The sequence below is a fragment of the uncultured Winogradskyella sp. genome, from assembly GCF_947495255.1.
GTDB lineage: Bacteria > Bacteroidota > Bacteroidia > Flavobacteriales > Flavobacteriaceae > Winogradskyella.
In genome coordinates, this window is record NZ_CANLYI010000007.1 from 134,039 (window position 1) to 158,322 (window position 24,284).

Consider the following 24,284-nt stretch of genomic DNA (forward strand, 5'->3'; position numbering starts at 1 on the left):
TAAAATTTAATTGTTATTACTTGATTTATTATTCTATTACTTGTTTTACTTCACCACAGGTTAGCATTGCTTCGCCAAAGTATGGATTGATTACTTTTTCTTCTTTGCTTAACCAATAAGCACCATTATTGTTATCTGCCATTGGACAAAATTCTACATAGACCTTTTCATTGATACCAAATAGTTGTACAGCATTGATTAGATGTGATGATAAATGTTTAAAATGGTCTCTTTGTGATTTTATATCGGACGTTTCAGAAATTGAAGTTGCAGAAGATTTTATTTCGCCTTCTAATGACATCCAATGGTTATGCGCCTTATTATCTGACAACAATTTCATATCTACTTTGTTCAATTTATTTAATAAAGTTGTTGCGTTTGCTGAAGTACTTATTGAATCTTCTTTTACTAAAGCATCTTTTAAATTGATATACGCATTGTAAACACTATTTAACTGTTGTTGAAATTTCTCTGATACTTCCAAACGCTCATTCATATTAGTGTGGTCACTTTCTTTGTTAGATGCATTGTTATCCATACCTAAATGACCTTCGTGTCCAGTCATTACTTTACCACCATCTTTATTCATCATAGACTTTTTGCCTTGTAATTGTGCTGCTGCATCAACCGTAAATGTTCCGTTAGTCACTATTTCATTTCCAACAAATAAACCTTCTACAACTTCATATTCATTACCAATTTGATTGCCTAATTTAATTTCACGCATTTCAAAAATAGGTTGGTCTGGATTTGTTTTAAGGTACACCACAGAACGTTCACCTGTCCATAATACAGAAGATGCAGGAATTGATAATACTTCATCATTTTTAGCTGTACTGCCTTCAATATTTGCGGTTACAAACATTCCTGGTTTAAATACATCGTCCTTATTGCTTAAAACAACACGTAAGGTTACAGTTCTTGTTTTCGTGTTTAAAACTGGGTCAATGAAATCTACTTTACCTTTAAACTCTTTATTAGGATAAGCATTGGTTGTTATCATCACTTCCTGTCCTTTTTTAAAGCGGTCAATCTGATTTTCATACACATCAAAATTTCCCCAAACTGTGTTGAGATTGGCAATTTTTAATAAGGGTTGACCTTGTTTAATGTAATCGCCTTGCTCTACTAATTTTTCAGTAACAGTACCCGAAAAGGTTGCATAAACAGGAAAGTTTTCTTTCACTTTTCCTGTTTCTTCAATCTGATTGATTTGATTTTCAGAGAGCTTCCATAATTTCAATTTATTACGGACTGCTTTGTATAAAGCAGGTTGTGATTCTTTTAAAGATGCTGCTGTAATTAATTCTTGTTGTGCTGCATAGAGTTCTGGCGAATAAATGGTTGCCAATAATTGACCTTTACGAACTTCTTCACCTGTAAAACTCACATTCAAACGTTCAATTCTTCCAGCGAAATAACTTACCTGTACTGCATTGGCTTCTTCGTTTTCAGCAATTTTACCAGATAACTTTATGGTGTTGCCTTCAACATTTCCCTTGCCTACAACAGTTGTTTGAATATTGGCTAATGCCATCGCATTTTCTGTTAGTTTAAATTGGTCTGCCATTAAGCCATCACTTCCGCTTTCCGCAGGAATTAAATCCATACCACAAATGGGGCAGTCGCCTGGCTCTGGTTGCATAATCTGTGGATGCATAGAACACGTCCACATTTGATTGGTTGCTGCAACCGCATCGTGATTATGGTCTATTTCTTCATTTGATGAGCCACCAAAAAGCAACCAACCCAATAACACACCTACTACGAGTATGCCAATATATATGACTATTTTATTATTTTTCATTCTCTAATCGTTTTATCATTGCTTTCATTTCTTCTATTTCTTTACGTTGTGCTTTTATAATGTCTTCTGCTAATTTCTTAACTTCTGGGTCTTGAATATCTGCTCTTTCACTTGTTAAAATAGCGATAGAATGATGCGGTATCATTGCTTTCATCCAAAGGACATCACCAATAATTGGTGCTTGTGTTCTTACCAACCCTAATGCACCTACAAACAGAATAAAACTACCTGCAAGTATGGCGATATTCTTCTTTTTATCATTATACATTTTTCGCATAAAAAACCACATTATTACTGCCATTGTTGAAATTCCTAAACACGTCATATAGAATCGTGTTAAACTAAACCATACGTGGTCTATGGAATAGGTGTTTAAGTACATTGTGATGTACATTGCTACAAATGAGCAAGCCAACATTATAAAGAAGGTTTTGTAATTTCCTTTGTTTGAGTGTTCTTTTGAATTTTCCATATTTTTTGATTTTATAGTTAAACTTTTTACTTACTTAATTTTAATATCCTGAATGCACCTTGTATCACCAATCCAAATACAATGATTCCTATAATTAAATCTGGAATACCAGAATGCAGCCAATTGACTAAAACGCCTGCTGTAATTACGCCAAGATTTATTATAATATCATTAGAGGTAAAAATCATACTGGCACGCATATGTGCTTCTTGACTTTTAGATTTTTGTAAGAGGTACAAGCAAATGCCATTTGCAATCAAAGCAAATACTGAAACGATAATCATTGTTGAAAATACAGGTAGCGATTCATAGCCTAAAAACCGACGTATTACCTCAACGATTCCGATAATTGCAAGTGTTATCTGAAAATAGCCTGCATATTTTGCAATACGTTTCTTTTTTAAAACTGTACCACCAACCGCTATTAAACTCAATCCATAAACAAATGAATCTGCCAACATATCTAAACTATCAGCAACTAATCCCATTGATTTTGAAATAAGTCCTGTACTCATTTCAATAATAAAAAATGCAAAATTGATGATTAGAACTGTCCACAACAGTTTGGATTGACTCCTTGTAGATTCAGTAATAATTGTGTCGGTATCTTCTGAACTGATTAAACTTTCATTTAATTTTAATTCTTTTAAGGCATTACCAATTTCATTTACATTTGAATTATGATATAGTGTTAAGATTCTTTCTTCTAAATTAAAATCAAGTTGTTTGATACCATCTATATCAGAAAGTTTCATTTTGATTAGATTTTCTTCAGAAGGACAATCCATTTTTGATATTTTGAAAACTGTTTTCTGCATATAATTAAATGTTTTTTGTTCTTAATCGTAATGCGTTACCTATTACCGAAACAGAGCTAAAACTCATTGCTAAAGCTGCTATCATTGGCGAGAGTAGTATTCCGAAGAATGGAAACAACACACCTGCTGCAATAGGTACACCTAAAGTGTTGTAGATAAGTGCAAAAAATAGGTTTTGCTTAATGTTCTTCATTACAGCATTACTCAAATTTTTTGCTTTTACAATACCGTGTAAATCGCCTTTTACTAAAGTTATCATAGCACTTTCTATCGCTACATCTGTTCCTGTTCCCATTGCAATACCTACATCACTTTTTGCCAATGCTGGTGCATCATTAATTCCATCACCTGCCATAGCAACTACTTTTCCATTTTTTTGTAGTTTCTCTACTTCTTTGAGTTTGTCTTCTGGTAGCATACTGGCTTTAAAATCTGCAAGATTTAGTTCTGATGCTACTGCTTGTGCTGTATCGTGATTATCACCTGTTAGCATTATTACATCTATCCCTTTATCTTGAAGTGATTTAATGGCTTTAGCACTTGTTTCTTTTATCTTATCGCCTATAACTACATATCCAACTACGGTTTCATCTATTGACAAATAAGAAACTGTTTTGCCTTGTTTTTGGTAAGATTTAGCTTCGTCTTTCATTTTAGAGGTAATATCTGCTTTGGCATATTCCATCATTTTAGGATTACCTAATGCTACATTTTTTCCATCAATTTTAGCTTCAACACCTTTTCCTGTAACAGCACTAAAATCTTCGGACTTTAAAATTTCTGCGTTGTGTTCTTTGCCATATTTAACTGTCGCTTCTGCTAAAGGATGTTCGCTATTGGTATTTAATGACACGATGTACTGTAACACTTCTTTTTCGCTTAAAGCATCATTAAAAGCACCAACGGTTTCAACTGTTGGTTTTCCTTCGGTAATTGTTCCTGTCTTGTCAACGATAAGCGTATTTACCTTATCCATTTTTTCAAGAGCTTCAGCATTTTTAATCAATACACCATTTTGAGCACCTTTACCCACACCAACCATTACAGACATTGGTGTTGCTAAACCTAAAGCACAAGGACAAGCAATGATTAGTACTGCAATTGCATTGACAAACGCATACACATAAACTGGTTCTGGTCCCCAAATAGACCATACAATAAATGTGATAATAGAAATAAGAACTACAACTGGCACAAAATAGCCTGAAACTTTATCTGCTAAATTTTGAATAGGTGCACGACTTCTACTGGCATCATTAACCATATGAATGATTTGTGATAAAAGCGTGTCGCTTCCGACTTTTTCAGCTTTCATTAAAAAGGCTTGATTCCCATTAATTGTTCCGCTACTTACTTTATCTTCTTGAGATTTGTTTACAGGAATAGGTTCTCCTGTAATCATAGATTCGTCAATGGTTGTTTCACCTTCAGTTATCATTCCATCTACAGGAATTTTGTCACCTGGTTTTACTTTTAGAATATCATTTAATTCTATCTTATCTATACTGACTTCAACTTCTTCTCCATCTACTATTTTAATGGCTTTATTAGGTGCTAACTTTAATAATTCTTTTACTGCCGAATTAGTTTTACTATGTGCACGCGCTTCTAACAACTGCCCTAAAAGCACCAAGGTTAGAATAACCGTTGCTGCCTCAAAATAGACGTGGACTGCACCTGATTCAGTTTTAAACTGTGCCGGAAACACATCTGGAAATAACATACCAAAAACGCTAAATAACCAAGCTACACCTGCACCGATTCCAATGAGTGTAAACATATTGAGATTCCACGTTTTTAAACTTCTATAAGCACGTTCAAAAAACATCCAAGTCGCATAAAATACAACTGGAATAGATAATGCAAACTGTATCCAGTTCCAATATTTCTGTTCCATTATATCGTACAACGGATTGTTATTGAGCATTTCGCTCATAGCCATTAAGAAAATGGGCAAGGTAAATGCTGTGGCAATCCAAAATTTCTTTAATAGCTTTTTATACGTTTTTTCTTCTGCTGAACTATCTGCTTCCATTGGCACTAAATCCATCCCACAAATAGGACACGAACCTGCTTCTTCTTTTACAATTTCTGGATGCATCGGACACGTCCATTGTTCCTTTGAAGTTGCTGATAGATTTTGTTCTTCCACCAAATCCATTCCGCAAACAGGACAATCACCTGGTTTGTTATAGATTTTATCGCCTTCGCAATGCATAGGACAATAAAATGTGCCTGTACCTTTAGGTTGCTTTTCCTTTTTAGCTTCTGAATGCTGATGGTGTTCACCTTGTTTATAAATGCTATATGTACCACCATCCTTTTTTAAGGCTTCTTGAAATGTTTCTATGGGAATATGTGATTCCATTTCTATGTTAGCTTCTGCCTTATCTAAATCGACTGTTGCTTTTGAAACACCTCCTACTTTAGAGAGCGTTTCCTCAACGTGACTGCGACAACCGTTGCAGGTCATTCCGTGTATGTGATATGTGTGTGTCATTGTTTTACTGAATTAAATAATTAATGATTGTACTTTGCACATAATAGGTCTTCACAGATTCTATTTGGTTCATTTGAAACTTTAGCTGCAACTCTTGAATATCCAAAACATCATTAAAATCAATCGTTCCTGTTTCATAGTTTTTGATTAAAATGTCTTCTGCATCTTTAGCTTGCTTTAAGTTTTTCGTTTGGGTTGCATAACTTATTCTTGCAGAAATGCGTTCGTTAATCGCTTTGTCTAAAAGTGTTTCCAAAGAATTTAAACGTTCCTGTTTTTGAGCAGTAATTTCCTGCTGTTGCAACTCATTTTGTTTGGTTTGGGATTTATATTTCTTATTGAAAATTGGGATAGATACCGAAACCATTGGCATTACAATATCCTTACCGTTATCGCTGAAATCCATATTTGGTCTTTCAGCAACATTGATATAATCTAATCCAAAACCAATCATTGGACTGCTTTCTTTTTGATTCAATAATTCTGATTGCTCTATGGATTGATAGAGTTTATCAAATTTCAGTAATTCAGGATGTAATACTAATTTTTCAAAAGTAATATCAAAGTCTTCTGAAGGTATCATTAAACTATCTACCACATTCACGGTAACATCATTATCTCTATTCAATAGATTATTGAAGTTAGTTTGTTCTGCTAAAAACTGTTGTTGCAATACATCTTTTAATTGTTGTATTTCGTTCTGACGCATTTGCAATCGCAACACATCTACTGCGGATGCTTTACCAACCTCTACAGAAGTTAATGCCAACGTTTCATAAGTTTCTAATAGTTTGATGTTTTCAGTTAAAACCTCTTGCTTTGCTTTGTTAGCGTATAGATTATAATAGGATTGTGATACCGAAGCCATTAGTTTTCGCTTTGCGATGACAATGTCTTCGTATTTAGCATCTGCCAATGAACTCACGTAATTTTCTCTCGAAGTAATAGTCCCAAACCACGGTAACATTTGTTTAGCAGATACTTTAAAGCGTTGTGCACCTGTTCGTGTTTCTGGCTCACTCACAAAATAACCAACACCAAATTCGGTATTAGGAATGGTGTTGACCTCGTTTACCTTTTCGGAAGCTCTTTTGTATTGTAACTCAAACTTTTGAATTTCTGGATTGTTTGTTAAGGCTTCATCGATAAGTATTTCTAATTGTTGAGCGTTCGCAAAAAGACTCAAGAAACAAGAGCCAAGAGCCAAGACGATTTTTATTTGTATTGATTTATATTTCATTTTGATGTTCTTTTAAGTTGAACTTCTGCTTTCCAGCTATACAATACTGGTACAACAAACAAAGTGATTAAGGCTATAAGCATTCCACCAAAACTTGGTATTGCCATAGGTATCATTATATCGCTTCCTCGACCTGTAGAGGTTAATACTGGTAATAATGCTAAAATGGTCGTAGCTGTAGTCATTAAACACGGTCTGATTCGTTTTTCACCTGCTTCAACAACGGATGCTCTAATTTCCTTTTTATTATCTGGTGTATTTCTATCGAATGTTTGGGTTAAATAAGTTGCCATTACTACACCATCATCTGTTGCAATACCGAAGAGCGCAATAAATCCAACCCAAACTGCTACACTTAAATTGATTGGGTGCATCTGGAATAAATCGCGTAGGTTTTCACCAAAGAAATTAAAGTTTAAAAACCATCCTTGACCATACAACCAAATCATAATAAAACCACCTGCAAATGCTACTGCAATACCTGTAAATACCATTAATGACGTACCTACAGAACGGAATTGGAAATACAGAATTAAGAAAATAATTGCTAATGCTAAAGGCACAACAACCGACAAGGTTTTTTCGGCTCGCAACTGATTTTCGTATGTTCCTGTAAATTGGTAGTTAATACCTTTTGGAACTACTAATTCGCCACTATCTATCTTTTGCTGAATTAGAGCTTGTGCGCTTTCAACTACATTGACTTCGGCAAAACCATCTAGTTTATCGAACAATACATAGCCAACTAAAAAGGTATCTTCACTTTTAATGACCTGTGGACCTTGTTCGTAACTTATAGTTGCCAATTCGCTTAAAGGCACAGGACTTCCTTTTTCAACTGGCACATAAATCTGTTGTAAGTCTGTTGGGTTTGCTCGTAATTCTCTTGGGTATCGTACTCGTACACCATATCGCTCTCGACCTTCTACCGTTTGGGTTAAGACCATACCACCAACTGCTACTTTTAATACATCTTGAACATCTTGTATCGAAATGCCATAACGTGCAATTTTCTCTCTATCAATATCAATTAACAAATAGGGTTTACCAACAATACGGTCTGCAAAAACAGCTTCTTTTTTAACACCTTCAGCTTCCTTGATGATGTTTTCTAATTGCACACCAAACGCTTCAATCTGCTTTAAGTCTTGACCTTTTACTTTAATTCCCATAGGTGCTCTCATTCCTGTTTGAAGCATTACCAATCGGGTTTCAATAGGTTGTAGCTTTGGTGCAGAGGTTACGCCTGGCAATTTGGTAACTTTTACAATTTCATTCCAAATATCGTCCGGTGACTGTATTTCTGGTCGCCAATTACGGTAGAACTCGCCATCATCGTCTGGAATGAGTTGTTCTTTTGCTTTAAGAGATTGCCACGCTTCACGCTGTTCCGCTCGCAATGACATTCCGTTTTTTAACACATATTCACCATCATCATTGACTTTATAGCGTTGGCGTACTCCGTTTTCATTCAGCATATATTCTGGTTTATACTGAATGATATTTTCATACATCGACAAAGGTGCTGGGTCTAACGCTGATTCTGTTCTACCTGCTTTACCAACTACGGTTTCAATCTCTGGAATACTGGCTACTGCCATATCCAATTGCTGTAAAACACGTTTATTTTCTTCCACGCCAGAATGAGGCATCGAGGTTGGCATTAGTAGAAATGAGCCTTCATTTAATGAGGGCATAAACTCTTTGCCTGTATTTTTCATAATGAAAAAACCTGCAATTACAATAGCCGTTGGTACAGATAAAAACAATAACTTATTATCTAAACACCACCTTAAAATACGTGTGTAGTATTTTATAAATAATGAGAAAACACCTAATAAACCAAAGCAAATAACACTCACAAAAATGAGATTCCAAAAAATGCTTTTATCAACGCCTAATGGTCTCCAATATTCGGCTAACAAGAATACAATAGCTGATACCGAAATAATGATATTGATAAGATTAGCTTGCTTGTCTGTTATCTTACTTTGAAGATTGAGAAATGCTGTAATCCCAAACGCAATTAAAATTAATCCTAACCAATATCCATAGACTATGGCTACGATTCCCAATGCTATTAAAACACCATTTAAAACATATTTAAAAGAGTTTTTGATGTTTTTCTTTCTGAATAAAAATGCAGCAAACGGTGGAATTAAAAACAACGCTACTATTATAGAAGCTGTTAATGCAAAAGTCTTTGTGAAGGCTAATGGTCTGAATAGTTTTCCTTCCGCTCCAATCATTGTAAATACAGGAATGAAACTGATAATAGTTGTCATAACTGCGGTTACGATTGCACCAGACACTTCAGCTGTTGCGTTATAGACTACTGTGTTTATGGGTAACTTTTTATGAGATTCCTCGTCGCTCGTTCCTTGCTCTGTCGGAATGACATTTTCGTTTTCATCCAAATGCCTTATAATGTTTTCTGATAGTATGACACCTACGTCGACCATTGTACCAATAGCAATAGCAATACCTGATAATGCCACAATATTAGCATCAACACCAAAGAGTTTCATCGCAATAAACACCATTAAAACCGCTACTGGTAAAAGTCCAGAAATTAGTATGGAAGCTCGAAGATTAAATACCATAATGATAATTACCAGGATGGTAATTAAGATTTCTAAAGTCAATGCTTCATTGAGTGTACCTAAAGTTTCTTGTATCAGTTCTGTTCTGTCATAAAATGGGACTATTGTTACTTGGGAAGTTCTACCATCCGCCAATACTTTTGAAGGTAATCCTGCACTTAATTCATTAATCTTCTCTTTCACATTATTGATAACTTCCATTGGGTTTGCGCCATAACGAGCCACCACAACAGCACCAACAACCTCTGCACCTTCTTTATCTAATAAACCACGTCTTGTTGCAGGACCTAATGAAACTTTACCAATATCCTTTATCCTAATTGAAGTATAATCTTCTGAAGTGACTACTGCATTTTCGATGTCTGAAATGGATTTTACATACCCCAAACCACGCACTAAATATTCGGCTTGGTTAATTTCCAAAGTTTGTGCACCAATATCTTTGTTGCTTTCTTTAACCGCTTTTACAACGTGTTGCAATCCAATATTATATTGACGCATCAGTTCTGGATTAACATCCACTTGGTATTCTTGAACATAACCACCAATTGAAGCTACTTCTGAAACACCACTTGCAGAGGACAACGCATACTTTACATAGTAATCCTGAATACTGCGTAACTCTTGCAAATCCCAACCACCAGTTACATTTCCGTTTTCGTCACGACCTTCAAGCGTGTACCAAAATATTTGTCCTAATCCTGTAGCATCTGGACCCAAAGCAGGATTAACACCTTCGGGTAATAAACCACTTGGTAAGGAATTAAGTTTTTCGAGAATACGACTTCTGCTCCAGTAAAATTCTATATCCTCTTCAAAAATGATATAGATGCTTGAAAACCCAAACATAGAGGAACTACGAATGGTTTTCACTCCAGGAATACCCAATAATGATGTGGTTAATGGATAGGTTATTTGGTCTTCTATATCTTGTGGGGAACGACCATCCCACTTGGTAAATACGATTTGTTGATTTTCACCTATATCGGGAATAGCATCTACTGCTACAGGGTTACTTGGCAAAAATCCTGTATCCCAATTAAAAGGTGCATTAACAGTTCCCCATCCAATAAAAAGGACGAGTAGCAGAACTGCAACGAGTTTGTTTTCTATTAAAAATTTGATGCTTTTATTTAGCATATGATTGATTTTAAACAATTAGACAATAGTGTTGTAAAAACACCGAATACAGTAAATTATCCTTACGACATTGCAGTCATAGGATAAAAAAGTCTATTGTTTAAAAATCAAATTAAGTATGTTTCGTCAATCTTGTAGAGTTGCCTTATGACGAGTGGCGGTTTATATTCTTCGTAAGTAGAAACGTTATTTTCTAAACCTTCAAAAAGGTTAATGTAAGTGTAAACAAATGAAGCTATAAATAGTTGTTGCTCAAATGAGATTTTGTCAATTTGCAGTTGTAGTTCGTCTTGACCTTCAATTGCTAATTGTTTATCATCACAACAATTTTTCTTGGTAATAGAACATCCTTCGGTTGAAGGCTTTTCCATTTCCATTCCGCACCCTTTGGCCTTATGAAATATGGCAGTTTCTACTAACGTATCTCCGCAATAATGCATATTCACAGTAAATGACATTGTAGAGAATAACACTACAAAAGCCATTGCTAAAGACATTATTTTATGGAAAATCTGCTTCATATTGATTGCGAAGTTACGAAATTTTAACAACTATTGATTTTGTTTAACAGAAGTTTAATTGATTAATCTGCTTAATCCCATTTCATTTTCTGCAATCTAACTGCATTTAAAATTGCTAATAATGCTACTCCTACATCTGCAAAAACTGCTTCCCACATTGTGGCTAAACCACCTGCTCCTAAAATCAAGACAATAACTTTAATACCAAATGCTAAAATGATATTCTGCCAAACAATTTTACGTGTGGAATGACTTATTTTAATGGCTCTCACTACTTTTGAAGGTTGGTCTGTTTGAATGATAACATCTGCTGTTTCAATAGCAACATCACTACCTAAACCACCCATTGCAATACCAACATTACTTGCTGCTAAAACAGGTGCATCGTTAATACCATCACCTATAAAAGCTACTTTATTTTCAGGATTTTTCTTTAAAATTTCAACTTCGTTTAATTTATCTTCTGGTAATAAGCCACCTTTAGCATTTTCAATATTTAATTCTTTTGCAACTTGTTGGGTAATCGAATCTTTATCACCGGAAAGCATCATAATATTTTTGATACCTACTTTATGTAATGCTGTAATAGTTTCTTTTGCATCTTCCTTTAATTCATCTGCTATGACTACATAACCTGCAAATTGATTATCGATTGCAACTAATACTATCGATTCTACAATAGATTCCGTTTCAGATGGAACATTTATATTATTCGCAGTCATTAAGGCTTTATTTCCTACTAAAACTGTTTTACCATTAACAACGCCTTTTAAACCTTTACCTGCAATTTCAGAAACGTCTTGTGCTTCAAAATCTTCTCCTTCAGCTTTGTACTCTAAAATGGCTTTAGCAATTGGATGCGTGGATTGTTCTTCCAACGCCATTAAGTATTGCATAAATTCGGTTTCATTCCAACCAATTGCTTTTACTTCTTTGATTTTAAAAACACCTTTGGTAACGGTTCCTGTTTTGTCCATTACCAAAGTATTTATTTTGGTCATAGCATCTAAAAATGAAGCACCTTTAAATAATATTCCATTTTTTGAAGCTGCTCCCAATCCACCGAAATATCCTAATGGAATTGAAATCACTAAGGCACAAGGACAAGATATTACCAAGAAAATTAATGCTCTGTATAACCAATCTCTAAACACATAATCATCTACAAAAAAGTAAGGTATAAAAGTAACACCAATAGCTAAAAACACAACAATTGGTGTGTAGATACGAGCAAACTGTCTAATGAATAATTCTGTTTTAGACTTACGAGCTGTAGCATTTTGAACCAAGTCTAATATTCTCGCAATAGAACTATCTTCAAAGGTGTTGGTTACCTCAACTTCAACAACACTTTCTAAATTGATACTACCTGCGTAAACCTTTGCATCTTTCTGAATAGAATCTGGTTTGCTTTCGCCTGTTAATGCTGCGGTGTTTAGAGATGCTTTTTCGGATAATAAAATCCCATCTAACGGTATTTTCTCACCTACTCGAATTTGTATTTTTTCACCAATATTTACAGCTTCTGGCGACACACTAACATAATCACCATCACGAAATACATTGGCTTCTTTTGGTCGAACATCTAATAAGGCTTTAATATTTCCTTTTGCTCTATTAACTGCTGCGTTTTGAAATAATTCTCCTACTGCATAAAATAGCATTACTGCCACACCTTCAGGATATTCACCAATGATAAACGCACCAATGGTGGCAATAGACATTAAAAAGAACTCGGTAAAAACATCGCCTTTTATAAGACTTTTCCATCCTTCTTTAATTACAGGAAATCCAACTGGAATATATGCTAAAGTGTACCAAACTACTCGAATCAATCCTTCAAATTGAGGAATCGCATCAAAATAATCTACAGCGATACCTACCATTAACATAACAAAACTTATAATAGCAGGAATGTATGTCTTGAATGCACTTCCATCTCCGTGGTCGTGACCATCATCGTGAGAATGTTGCTCTTCTGAATTTGGTTTTAAATCTCTTAAATTGACTTTCTTTTTTTTCATTTAGTTTTGTTTTAGCAACAACTTTTGTTTTGTTGAATTGGTGGACAAGGAACTGTACCATAAGAACAATACACACAACAATCTCCTTCGATTGGTTTCAAAACCGTTTTACAATGCTCACACTCGTAAAAGAATTGACAAGCGTTAGTTGGCATATCTTCTTTCTTTTTATGACCACAGGTTGGGCAAGTGATTTCCGATTTTAATATAGTTTGCATCAATTTTAATTTTTATCAGTTACTTTATAACCCGTAGAATTAATTGCTTTCTCAATTTCTAATTCATTAGTTTTAGTTTGGTCATACTCAATGATTGCGTTACCATTCTTGTATGATGTTTTTGAGTTTACAATTCCGTTAAGTTTATTTACTTCGTGGTTTACGTGAGCTTCACAACTGGCACAAGTCATTCCACTTATTTTATACACTGTTGTTTTGATATTTGATTTATCAACGATAACAATTTGTTTCTCTGAATTTGGATAAAACATACTTGAGTAGTATGGTAATGCCAACATCACTATTGCGAATACTGTTACAACTCCTAAAAAGGTTTTTGACTGAATAAATTTTGGTTTTTTATCCGTTTCACATTCACAGTCGATTTCTTTTTCTGGTTTTAATTTTTGATACCAAGCAAAGAGAAGAACTAATATAGTTAGCCCTATTAAGTAAGGTCTAAATGGTTCTATCCAAGAAAAAGTTGAAGCTACACCACTTGTACCTGCAATTAATGCCAAAACAGGTGTGATGCAACACAATGAAGCTGTGATTGCTGTTAGGATACTTGTAACCGCTAATTTATTTTTCATTCTATATATAATAATTTTTCAATGTCATTTGGAATAGGCATACGTTTTAATGGTGGTACGTTTGCGCCACCTGTGTTACCAAGAGGAACGTGATTTATAAATGATTTCCAGCCACCAACAAGCAATCTAATAATTTGACCGAATACTTCTTTAGTATCTTTTTGTCTAAATCCAAACTTTAGCATAAGCCAATGTGAATAGGTATGTTCTATAGGATAAGATTGTCCTATTATATGACTACGTTCTAAATGATACCAAGCATTACCAAACTGCTTATTTTCTAAACAGAAACTGTATTGTTTTAATTCTTGGTTATACGCCTGTTTTAGATGTTTAGGTATTTTAGTATTAAACTTCATATCCTCTAATTTTGGATAAATGTACTTTAATAGTAAGTGCAATGGAAGTGCAATAATTAGACACTACACTTATCGCAAATACCTTTTACCACCAAATTTACATTCTCTGACACAAAACCATCTGGCACTTTTATTTGAGGTATTTTATGTTCTGTTAAGCAAATGGTTTCATTGCAATTATTACAATGGAAATGTAAGTGCAAATCGGTTTCAATTTCACAATTACATCCCTTTTCACATAATGCATATTTTGTAATCCCTGTACCATCGTCTATTTGATGCACAATAGCCTTTTCTTCAAAGGTTTTAATAGTTCTGTATAAAGTGGTTCTGTCTGCTTTTGAGAAAGCATTTTCAATATCACTTAAAGTAACAGCGACCTCTTTTTCTGCAAGAAACTTATATATAAGCAAACGCATTGCTGTAACACGAATATTTTTTGACTCTAATACTTGTTCTATTGTTTCCATAATTAATGTGCGTGTTCTGCTTCTCCTTTTTTCATTTCTGCGTTAAGATAATAAGCATTGTTATAAGCAAATTTTGTATTACTTTCTATGTTTTCAGTAAATTGAACCGATACCCAATCACCATCTTTAGTGCCTAACACAACTTCGATAGGTTTAAAGCTCCAATCGTCATTTTCTTTTTCTACTGAAAACACATAATATCTTTCGCCTTCTTTTATAATTGCACTTTCTGGTAAAGCTTTTGTTTGGGTATTATCTACTTGAATTTTACCTTGAATATACATACCAGGAATTAAGTTACCTTTTTTGTTTTCTATTTCTGCGTGAACGTGGACTGCTTTTGGGTTGTCCTCAAAGGTTTTGCTTACGGAATAGATTTCTGCGATAAGCTCTGCATCTGGTATGGATTGTACCGTAAAGTTAACTTTCTGACCTTTCTGTACTTTATAAACATCTTTTTCAAAAACCATTAAATCGGCGTGAACGTGATGCGTATTTACAATTTCAAATAATTCGGTTTGTGGCTCTACATATTGACCTGTTTTTACTTCAACTTTTTGCACAAAGCCTTCTATTGGACTTCGCAATGCTATGCGCTGTGCAATTGTTCCATTGCGAACTGATGTAGTGTTAACGTTGAGTATTCTTAATTGCGCTTCTAAACCATTAACCATTGCTTTTGATGCTTGATATTCTGCTTCTGCTTTCTGGAAATTAGCACCAGAACCAACACCAGCATCGTATAATTTTTGTTGACGTTCATAATTTTTCTTTGCAAGCTCGCTATTGCTATAAGCGTTTAAATAATCCGTTTGCGCTTGTATGATATTTGGGTGCGATAGATAAGCCACAACTTGACCTTTATTAACCTTATCACCTTCAATCACTTCAATTGAAACGACATTTGCACCAACAACAGTAGTAATAGCTGCTTCGTTTTGTGGTGGTACTTCTAACGTTCCGTTTGCTTCTACATAGCCGCTCATATTACGTAATGCTAACGTATCTATTTTCATTTTCAATGCATCGAATTGCTGTTGTGAAAGCATTACTTCGTCTTCATCGTGATGCTCTTCGTTAACTTCTGTTTTTTCTTCCTCATCGTGGGAATGACCATCATTCTCGTTATGATTTTCTTTATTTCCGCAAGCTGAAACAAATATGGCTAACACCATTACGGTAAGGATTTTATATATTTTGTTTTTCATTGTCTTATTTATTAAAATATTGTAATTGAAATGTGCTTTCTAAATAGTTTACTAATGCAGTCTGTGCTTCCAGTTCCGATTGAATTGCTTCTTTTATCAACTGCGTAAATGCAGTATAATCAATTTCGCCTTCTCTATATGCCAGTAATGCACCTGTTTTTTGCTCTTTTGTTAATGGTAAAACTTGGTCTTTGTAAAACTCCCAAGATGTTTTCCATTTCATATAATTTTCTTTAGCCTGAACAAACCTTGATTGTACTTCCTGTTTTTTGAACGCTACATTGGTTTCCGCTATTTCTTTATCAATTCTGGCACTTCTAACTTGTGCTTTGCTAGAACCTGATAAAAACGGAATTGAAATTCCTGCTTGATAGGTGTAAAATCCTGAATTGCCATTTACTTTTTGTAAACCACCTTGAAGATTGAACTTTGGCAAATTATCTGCTTTTGCAGCTTTATATTTAGCTTCCGCTTCATCTACAATGCTCTGCGACATACTGTACAATGGATGACTTTCAATACTGAATGTTTCCATATCACTATCTATCGCTACCTCAAATTCATCTGAAACTGTAAAAATTTCTTCTGATACCAACCACAAATTGAATTGCTGTAAGGCAATAAGATAATTACTATAGGCTTGCGCTTTTTTATTCTGAATTTGAAACGCTTGATTTTTTGCTGCCGAATATTCTAATTTAGAAATAGCTTCGACTTCATAATTTAAAGCTACTGCTTGCTCGAATTTGGAATAAATGGAATCCAATTCCTTATACAAATCATAGTTTTGTTTCATTTGATAGCAATTAGACCAAGCTTTTTTAACTTCCAATTCTAATTCCAACTCGGAAAGTTGAAAGGCTTTTTGTTCCAATTGAATGCGTTGTTCTTGTAGCTTCTTTTTAGAACCAATGCCAAATACATCGATATTTGATTGACCAATACCAATGGTTGTATAGATGCCATTTCCATTATCAATTTCTTCTCCACCTGTAAAAATTTGAGTCGTTCCGAAATCATAGGCAGTCGATTTTAATTGTTCTTGTTTTGTAATTTCCAACTGCTTTTGCTTCAATAATGGATAATTACTTTTTGCGAGTTTAACAGCTTCCTGTAATGAAATTTCGGGAATTGTATCATTCAACTCTTGTGCATTACTTTGTGGTGAAAAGCCAAATAGTAATAATACAACTGCTGTTGCTGTTACTAACTTTTTATTTGGCTTAAACGTAAAAGATTTGTTTTCTACCCAATGATATAAAATTGGTAAAACAAATAAGGTAAGCAAAGTTGAAGTTAATAATCCACCAATAACAACCGTTGCCAATGGACGTTGTACTTCTGCACCAGCTGATGATGAAATAGCCATTGGTAGAAAGCCTAATACATCTGTAAAAGCAGTTAGCATAATAGGTCTGATTCTTCGTTTAGTACCTTCAACTATTCTATCCTTTAGATTGGTTACACCTTCTTCTTTTAATTCGTTGAGTCCGCTTATCATTACCAAACCATTTAAAACTGCAACACCAAACAGCACAATAAAACCAACACCTGCCGAAATACTAAATGGCATATCACGTAACCACAACGCCACAACACCACCAATAGTTGCCATTGGAATAGCTATGTAAATCATTAAGGTCTGTGGTAAAGATTTTAATGCAAAATATATTAGTATAAATATGAGTAACAATGCAATAGGCACAACGGTTTGTAATCGGTTGCTGGCACGTTCTAAATTTTCAAATGCACCACCATAACGAATAAAATAACCTGATGGTAATTCTAATTGTGCATCTAATTTTGATTTAATTTCAGTTACTAACGATTTTACATCACGTCCTCTAACATTAACACCTACATAGGTTCTTCTATTGGTGTTATCTCTACTGATTTGCATTGGTCCTGCTTTATAGCTTACATCTGCAATTTCACGTAAAGGAATTTGAGCACCCGAAGGTAAATTGATATACAGGTTTTGAACATCTGAAATATCCTTACGGTTTTGATCGCTTAATCGTACTACTAAATCGAAGCGTTTTTCACCTTCAAAAATTACACCTGCTGTACCACCTGCAAATGCAGATTGTACGGTTTGATTTAGGGTATTTATTTGAAGTCCGTATTGTGCTAATTTGTTTCTGTTGTAATTAATGGTCATTTGTGGCAAACCTGTTGTTGCTTCGGCTTTCATATCACCAATGCCTTCAGTACCTGCAATAATTTTAGATATTTCTTCGGCTTTTTGAGATAGAATATCAATGTCTTCACCATAAAGTTTTATAGCAATATCTTCACGAACACCTTCTAATAACTCGTTAAAACGCATTTCAATAGGTTGTGTAAACTCATAATTAACACCAGGAACCATTTCAACTGCTTCTTTCATTGCTTCAATCAATTCATCTTTTGATTCTATAGTAGTCCATTCACTTTTAGGTTTCAGAATTACAAAAACATCGGCAATATCCATAGGCATCGGGTCGGTTGGAATTTCGGCAACACCAATACGACTCACAATTTTATCAACTTCTGGAAATTTTGCTTTTACTATTTGTTCTATTTTGGTAGTAGTTTCAATAGTTTCTGTAAGTGAACTACCTGGTTTTAAAATAGCGTGAAATGCAATATCACCTTCATCGAGTTGCGGAATGAACTCGCCACCCATTCTTGAAAACATAAAAACGGTTATTCCGAACAACACAACTGCAATACCAATTACCCATTTCCCTTTTCGCAAGGCTCTAACCAATAAAGGTTGGTATTTATCTTCAACCCAATGCACAAATCTATCTCCATAAGATTTTTTATCGTTTTTAGGTGCTCTTAATATTAAAGCTGACATCATTGGCACATAGGTTAAACAAAGTACCATTGCACCAATCATAGCAAAAATAAAGGTCAAAGCCATTGGTTTAAACATCTTTCCTTCAATACCTTGTAAGGCTAAAATGGGTAGAAAAACGATAAGGATAATCAACTGACCGAAGAAGGCAGCATTCATCATCTTTTTTGAAGCATTAGAAGCAACTTTATCTCTTTCTTTAGATGTAAGTTGTTTCTTTTTCAAAACTTGTGATGCTATAAGAAAAACAGTGCTTTCAACAATAATTACAGCACCATCTACAATGATTCCGAAATCAATTGCTCCTAAACTCATTAGGTTTACCCAAACATCAAAAACATTCATTAAAATAAAAGCAAATAATAAGGATAATGGAATAGTAGAGGCAACTATTAAACCTCCTCGCCAATTACCTAATAAAAAGACCAACACAAAAATGACGATTAATGCACCTTCAATAAGATTAGTTGTTACTGTAGAAGTTGTTTCGCCAATTAATTTACTTCGGTCTAATAATGGTTCAATAATTACGCCTTCTGGTAACGACTTTTCAATTTGAGTCATTCGCTCTTTTACATTGGCAATAACATCATTGGAATTAGCTCCTTTTAGCATCATTACCAATCCACCTACAACTTCTCCTTCACCATCTTGGGTTAATGCACCGTAACGAATTGCAGAGCCAAATTGTACCGTAGCAATATCGCCAATAGTGACAGGTATATTATTAATATTCTTGACAGTGATTTTTTTAATGTCCTCTAAACTTCTCACCAAGCCTTCACCACGAATAAAATTGGCTTGATGGTTCTTTTCAATATATGCACCTCCTGTATTTTGATTATTGGCTTCAAGTGCATTAAACACATCTGTAATGGTAAGGCCAATAGCATTTAAATCGTTTGGGTCAACCGCTACTTCGTATTGTTTTATTTTTCCACCAATAGCGTTTACTTCTACCACACCAGGAACCATTGCCATTTGACGCTGTACAATCCAGTCTTGCATTGAGCGTAAATCTGCAATGTTGTATTTGTCTTTAAACTCTGGTGCAACTTTTAGTGTGTATTGGTAAATCTCTCCTAAACCTGTTGAAATAGGCCCCATTGTAGGTTCGCCAAATCCAGCAGGTATTTGCTCTTTGACTTTGTTTAGTTTTTCGGCTACTAATTGGCGAGGTAGATATGTTCCCATATCATCATCAAATACAATAGTAACCACAGATAAGCCAAAACGAGAAATTGACCTTATTTCCTGAACATCAGGAAGATTGCTCATTGCCACTTCAATTGGATAAGTAACAATTTGCTCAATATCTTCAGTACCTAAATTGGGGGATTGTGTTATAACCTGTACTTGGTTATTGGTAATATCTGGAACAGCATCTATTGGCACTTTGGTCATACTCCAAATACCTGTTCCGATTATGGTAAGCGTAAGCAAACCAATAATGAATTTGTTATTGATTGAAAAATCAATGATTTTATTAATCATAGAAAATGTATTAATTCAGTTAAACTATTCGAAATAATTCTGATATAAGAAATAGAATTACACGAAATGAAAAGAACCCTTTAGGCTCAAAATTGGATATAATTATCCATTAAAAACTGAATTATACTTTAGGTGGTTGAAAAAGTGATTCCAAATATCTGGAAGTGAAGTTTGCTTTATGTAAATTATATTGTTTTTTCTCTTCAAACTTTAGTCGATTGTTTAATGCCAAATTATTTTTCGCAATAATTAACACTAAAGGGTGACAACATTGATTATGGGAATGGACTGGTGTATTCTCCTTGTCAGGGTTATGATGTTGCTCTTCATTTTTAGCATCGCTGTCAATGTAATCTTCAACTACATATTCAAAGAAAGAGTCTCCATAAACTTTATGGTCTTGATAATGGGTAATTACATTTGAAATTTCTTTAATTGGACCACAAAAGTCCATATCTATGCTTATCCCTTGAAAAAAGAATAAAATAGACATCGATATGGAAACAAATATTTTCATATAATTTATACAAATATACAAATTATTGAATGCAATGGTGTTGCAAATAAATTGATTGGTAAATTACAAAAACCATAGAGCATCTTTAGCATCGTCTGGAACGCCATTATTAAAACGTGGTGCTATTTGTGCTACCATTTCTGGATATTTTATTGTGATTGGTACATTTTGTTGTCGAAGCGATTTCCAATATAATCTGCTAAACTGATACACTTGTGTTAATAATTCTAACACTACATCTGCATCTTCAAAAGCATCTTCATCTGGACTGCTTACCTTAATTTTTATTGGGAACGGATAACCATCTGTATCTGAATACCGCTGTGAATTAGGGTAACGTGCATTATTAAACAACAAAAATTGATTTTCGCTAATACGTATGTATGTACCACTTACAGGCATTAACTTTTTGTTCCAATTAAGGTCGTAAGCAATAATATCTTCTGCTTCTGTTTTATTGATATTTAGAATGTAGAGCGGAATTTTTAACCCTAATGTATGCATTCCTCTAATAATTGGTTTTAGTTCCTCGTAACTCATTTCCTTATAGAAGTGAATGACTACTTTATCTGCTTCTGCAACCGATGTAAAATCTCTAATGGCTTTACATATACTTCCTGCCAATAGGTCTGTTTCGCTTTGGTCAAAATATTCGAACTTTCTAAATAAGCCATTGTTTTGAAAACTAAAGGCACTTGCTATATAACGTCTGTTTTCGCCTTGATTGGTAAATGCACCAACACCTATTACTAATTCTTTTTTATCGGTTACTGCAAGTTTCCAAGGTGCGCCACCTAATTTGGCGTGAATTGCTAATGCCATATTCTGTAATGAGAATTGGAAGTTATATTGGTTCTCGATATTGACTACCATTTTCTCATAATCTACAACCTGTGTAACAATACCTTCGTTTAAAAAGAGTTCTTTTATTTGAATATAGATGTCTCGGTCTTCGGGATTTGGTGTAAACTTATCGAATGGGCTTAAATAAAAAGCTGCATAACTTACATTTTCTTGGTCGAACGAAAGGTTCTCCAACTGCTCTGTGATTTCTGGTATTGGGTTGTTTTCGTTGGCAAACTCAATAAAATGTTCTTTAGACGTTGAAGCCTTAATATTTACATAAGCCTCAATCCCTTTAAAATACTTTTTATCCGCAGTAACACCAGTTTTAAGGTTGTTGTAAAAGGTTTTAATTGCTTCTTTATGTGACGTATGGTACACAAAGAAAAACTTAATGTTTTGGTTGTTGGGTCTTTTGTAAGGGTCGAGGTTATTCATTGCCAATTTAGGCACTAAATGTGTTTTTTTATTACCGTATTGGTCTTTACCAAATTCCAATAATCCTACTTGTGGGTCGATGTGATTAATACGATTAAGTGGCACATCTATAAAGGCATCAGTCTTAAATGGAAATATGGCTTTAAAATCTTCTGCAAACAGATAGTTGGTTGCAAAATTATTAATAAGTGCTACGTACTTTTGATATTTATTAATTGGTCTTATAGGTTCCTCAATAGGTATATCTAATGCTCGTGCTAATGACAAATTAAAAATTGGGTATGCTTGCTCAAACTGAATAGCATTGTAAAATTCTTCTTTTTCCTCTGTATCGAGGTCCATTTGGTAATTGAACGTTTTTTGACCATATACACAACGTTTTATTAACTCTGAATCCTCTATATCCTTAACCGATGTTGTAAGGACTTTTGAAGTACCATCGTATGATACAATTAACTCTGGTAAGTCTGTGAGTTTTGCAAACTGTATCTTAAATGAAAATTTATAGTAGAGGTTATAGTCTGCTGTATTCCCTTTTTTTGAAGGCATCCACACTTTTACATCACCAACGAAGTTTTTTACTACTATATAGTCTTTCGATTTAAAATAGCTTCTTAATTTATGTTTAAGGAATTGCTTATAAATTCTTAATTCTCTACCATCTACTAAATTTAGCTTAATGCTTGGTGCATCTGGTATTTCTGTTGTAAATGTTGTAAATATTTGGTCTTTGTTAGATAAGTCTGCATCTGGAAACACCTCTTTTATCTGCCTTGAAAATTTAGATTTATGGATTGGATGACTACCTTCAATATCCTCTAAAGTTAAATAAATAGTAGGCGCACTATTAGGCCATTTAAAGTTTAGTATGTTGGTTTTGAGGTGTTCTTGCATAAATGAAATTATATTGTAATTTTACATAGAAGGTTGAACTTTATTATTGTTATCAACTAATAAATCTTTGTTTAGTAGTCTATTTACAGACTGCATATCTTGGTATGTAGATTTAGCACGCTCTATTATTTTTTCAATAATTTTATCAGAAACTTCCATTTGTTTCACCAAGCCTAAACCAACCAAATAATCTAATAAAAAGGATATATACAATAGTTCAAACTGTGAAAAAATATTGTTTTTTGTTTTAGTGCGATGTATTAAATAATCTCGATGACGAACAATCTTTGATACATATGTTTTAATATCATCTTCTGGAATATTAGTTATATCGACTAATAATTGCTTTTGTTCTAATAAATCTTTGGCAAAAGATGAGTTCTTAATCTTATTACCAAATTTCAAACTATAAGCTTCGAAAGCTGTATAGGAATTTGTAAATCGCCTACTATGACTCGTTTTAACCGAGAGTAAATTTTCGATAATAATATCAGCACAATAACCTATGCCTTCATTGTTATACCAATGCTTAATTATATTGGACAAATCATCTTTAATAGTATCATAGTCAAGCGCTATAAAACCAGATATGTTTTCTTTGTTGAAATCATCCTTGTAATATAACGAAGCCCAATTACCACAGCTTAAACATTTAAAATTAAAAGCTTTAAATTGTACAGACTTACCGTATAAAAAATGAAATAATTTTTGAAATGAATTATATAAATCTATACTCTCAAGAATACTCAATTTTTTTTCTGATTTAAAATCGACATATCCAACATTGTCCATTCTAAAAAAGTTGTGGTTAGAAGTATATGATGTTGATTTTGTGATTTTAATAGATAAGTCTTCAGTAATATTCGTATTGTGGACTACGTCATCCTCTTTTTCAAGTTTGTCTTCTAAAGAATTATACCTATGCATTTTTCTAACCCAACTCACTATTGCTAAATTGTCAATTTGAAATTCATTAATTTTCAAACCTATAGGTTCAATTAAATGATATGCACAAGCAAACGTATATTTAGGCTTATAAGTTTTAGTCTCTACTATTCCATTGCTACTGTTTTTAATCTTGCAGTTTACAAAAGTTAAATAGCCTAAACCTGTAAAAACCCCATAAATTAACTCTATTTGATAGGCAGGTAATCTTTCTGACAAATTGGTCGTTATGTGTACTTCATCATTAATTAACTCTAATACACAAAAGCACTTATTATCCTCTGCAGATTTAAACCATACCTCGCCATAATATTTATTCTCTTTAAACATAAATT

The 24,284-nt window shown here is 33.9% G+C and carries 17 protein-coding genes; all 17 read right to left on the reverse strand.

Annotation, left to right across the window (positions count from 1 at the left end):
- Positions 1-28: 28 nt before the first annotated feature.
- Positions 29-1,807 (reverse strand): efflux RND transporter periplasmic adaptor subunit, encoded by a 1,779-nt coding sequence (locus tag Q0807_RS12640; RefSeq protein ID WP_191099765.1) that lies wholly within the window; start codon positions 1,805-1,807, stop codon positions 29-31.
- Entirely contained in the window at positions 1,797-2,279 is a 483-nt protein-coding gene (locus Q0807_RS12645; protein WP_178984908.1) for a DUF305 domain-containing protein, read from the reverse strand. The genes Q0807_RS12640 and Q0807_RS12645 overlap by 11 nt, the downstream gene beginning before the upstream one ends.
- 26 nt (positions 2,280-2,305) lie before the next feature.
- Positions 2,306-3,097, reverse strand: coding sequence for a cation transporter (locus Q0807_RS12650; RefSeq protein ID WP_105045948.1), 792 nt, complete (start codon positions 3,095-3,097; stop codon positions 2,306-2,308).
- Positions 3,098-3,101: 4 nt separating this feature from the next.
- On the reverse strand, positions 3,102-5,597 hold the full coding sequence (locus Q0807_RS12655) for a heavy metal translocating P-type ATPase (RefSeq protein WP_299110397.1): 2,496 nt from the start codon (positions 5,595-5,597) through the stop codon (positions 3,102-3,104).
- 4 nt (positions 5,598-5,601) lie between these two features.
- The gene (locus tag Q0807_RS12660; RefSeq protein ID WP_299110399.1) at positions 5,602-6,837 is read right to left on the reverse strand and encodes a TolC family protein; all 1,236 of its coding nucleotides are present in this window, start codon (positions 6,835-6,837) and stop codon (positions 5,602-5,604) included.
- Positions 6,834-10,580 (reverse strand): efflux RND transporter permease subunit, encoded by a 3,747-nt coding sequence (locus Q0807_RS12665; protein WP_299110401.1) that lies wholly within the window; start codon positions 10,578-10,580, stop codon positions 6,834-6,836. Before Q0807_RS12665 ends, Q0807_RS12660 begins: the two co-directional genes overlap by 4 nt.
- A 107-nt stretch (positions 10,581-10,687) precedes the next feature.
- On the reverse strand, positions 10,688-11,101 hold the full coding sequence (locus tag Q0807_RS12670) for a hypothetical protein (protein WP_299110402.1): 414 nt from the start codon (positions 11,099-11,101) through the stop codon (positions 10,688-10,690).
- Positions 11,102-11,172: 71 nt separating this feature from the next.
- Complete coding sequence (locus tag Q0807_RS12675) at positions 11,173-13,125, reverse strand: heavy metal translocating P-type ATPase (protein WP_299110403.1); 1,953 nt, start codon at positions 13,123-13,125, stop codon at positions 11,173-11,175.
- Positions 13,126-13,136: 11 nt separating this feature from the next.
- A complete protein-coding gene (locus Q0807_RS12680; RefSeq protein WP_076692386.1) occupies positions 13,137-13,343 on the reverse strand; it encodes a GDCCVxC domain-containing (seleno)protein in 207 nt (68 codons plus the stop codon).
- Positions 13,344-13,348: 5 nt separating this feature from the next.
- Positions 13,349-13,936, reverse strand: coding sequence for a mercuric transport protein MerTP (merTP, locus tag Q0807_RS12685; protein WP_054851360.1), 588 nt, complete (start codon positions 13,934-13,936; stop codon positions 13,349-13,351).
- Positions 13,933-14,295, reverse strand: a complete 363-nt coding sequence (locus tag Q0807_RS12690) for a DUF3703 domain-containing protein (RefSeq protein WP_191099761.1) — start codon at positions 14,293-14,295, stop codon at positions 13,933-13,935. The genes merTP and Q0807_RS12690 overlap by 4 nt, the downstream gene beginning before the upstream one ends.
- A gap of 56 nt (positions 14,296-14,351) precedes the next feature.
- Positions 14,352-14,765 carry a Fur family transcriptional regulator gene (locus Q0807_RS12695; protein ID WP_013622780.1) on the reverse strand — a complete coding sequence of 138 codons (414 nt, stop codon included), beginning with the start codon at positions 14,763-14,765 and terminating at the stop codon, positions 14,352-14,354.
- 2 nt (positions 14,766-14,767) lie between these two features.
- Positions 14,768-15,973: an efflux RND transporter periplasmic adaptor subunit gene (locus Q0807_RS12700; protein ID WP_013622779.1), complete on the reverse strand. Its 1,206-nt coding sequence runs from the start codon at positions 15,971-15,973 to the stop codon at positions 14,768-14,770.
- Positions 15,974-15,977: 4 nt separating this feature from the next.
- Positions 15,978-20,312, reverse strand: a complete 4,335-nt coding sequence (locus Q0807_RS12705; protein WP_054851362.1) for a CusA/CzcA family heavy metal efflux RND transporter — start codon at positions 20,310-20,312, stop codon at positions 15,978-15,980.
- Between the two features lie 121 nt (positions 20,313-20,433).
- Positions 20,434-20,829 carry a hypothetical protein gene (locus Q0807_RS12710; protein WP_224740649.1) on the reverse strand — a complete coding sequence of 132 codons (396 nt, stop codon included), beginning with the start codon at positions 20,827-20,829 and terminating at the stop codon, positions 20,434-20,436.
- Positions 20,830-20,892: 63 nt separating this feature from the next.
- Positions 20,893-23,004 carry a Piwi domain-containing protein gene (locus tag Q0807_RS12715; RefSeq protein ID WP_299110405.1) on the reverse strand — a complete coding sequence of 704 codons (2,112 nt, stop codon included), beginning with the start codon at positions 23,002-23,004 and terminating at the stop codon, positions 20,893-20,895.
- A gap of 21 nt (positions 23,005-23,025) precedes the next feature.
- On the reverse strand, positions 23,026-24,279 hold the full coding sequence (locus Q0807_RS12720) for a hypothetical protein (RefSeq protein ID WP_299110406.1): 1,254 nt from the start codon (positions 24,277-24,279) through the stop codon (positions 23,026-23,028).
- Positions 24,280-24,284 lie beyond the last annotated feature (5 nt).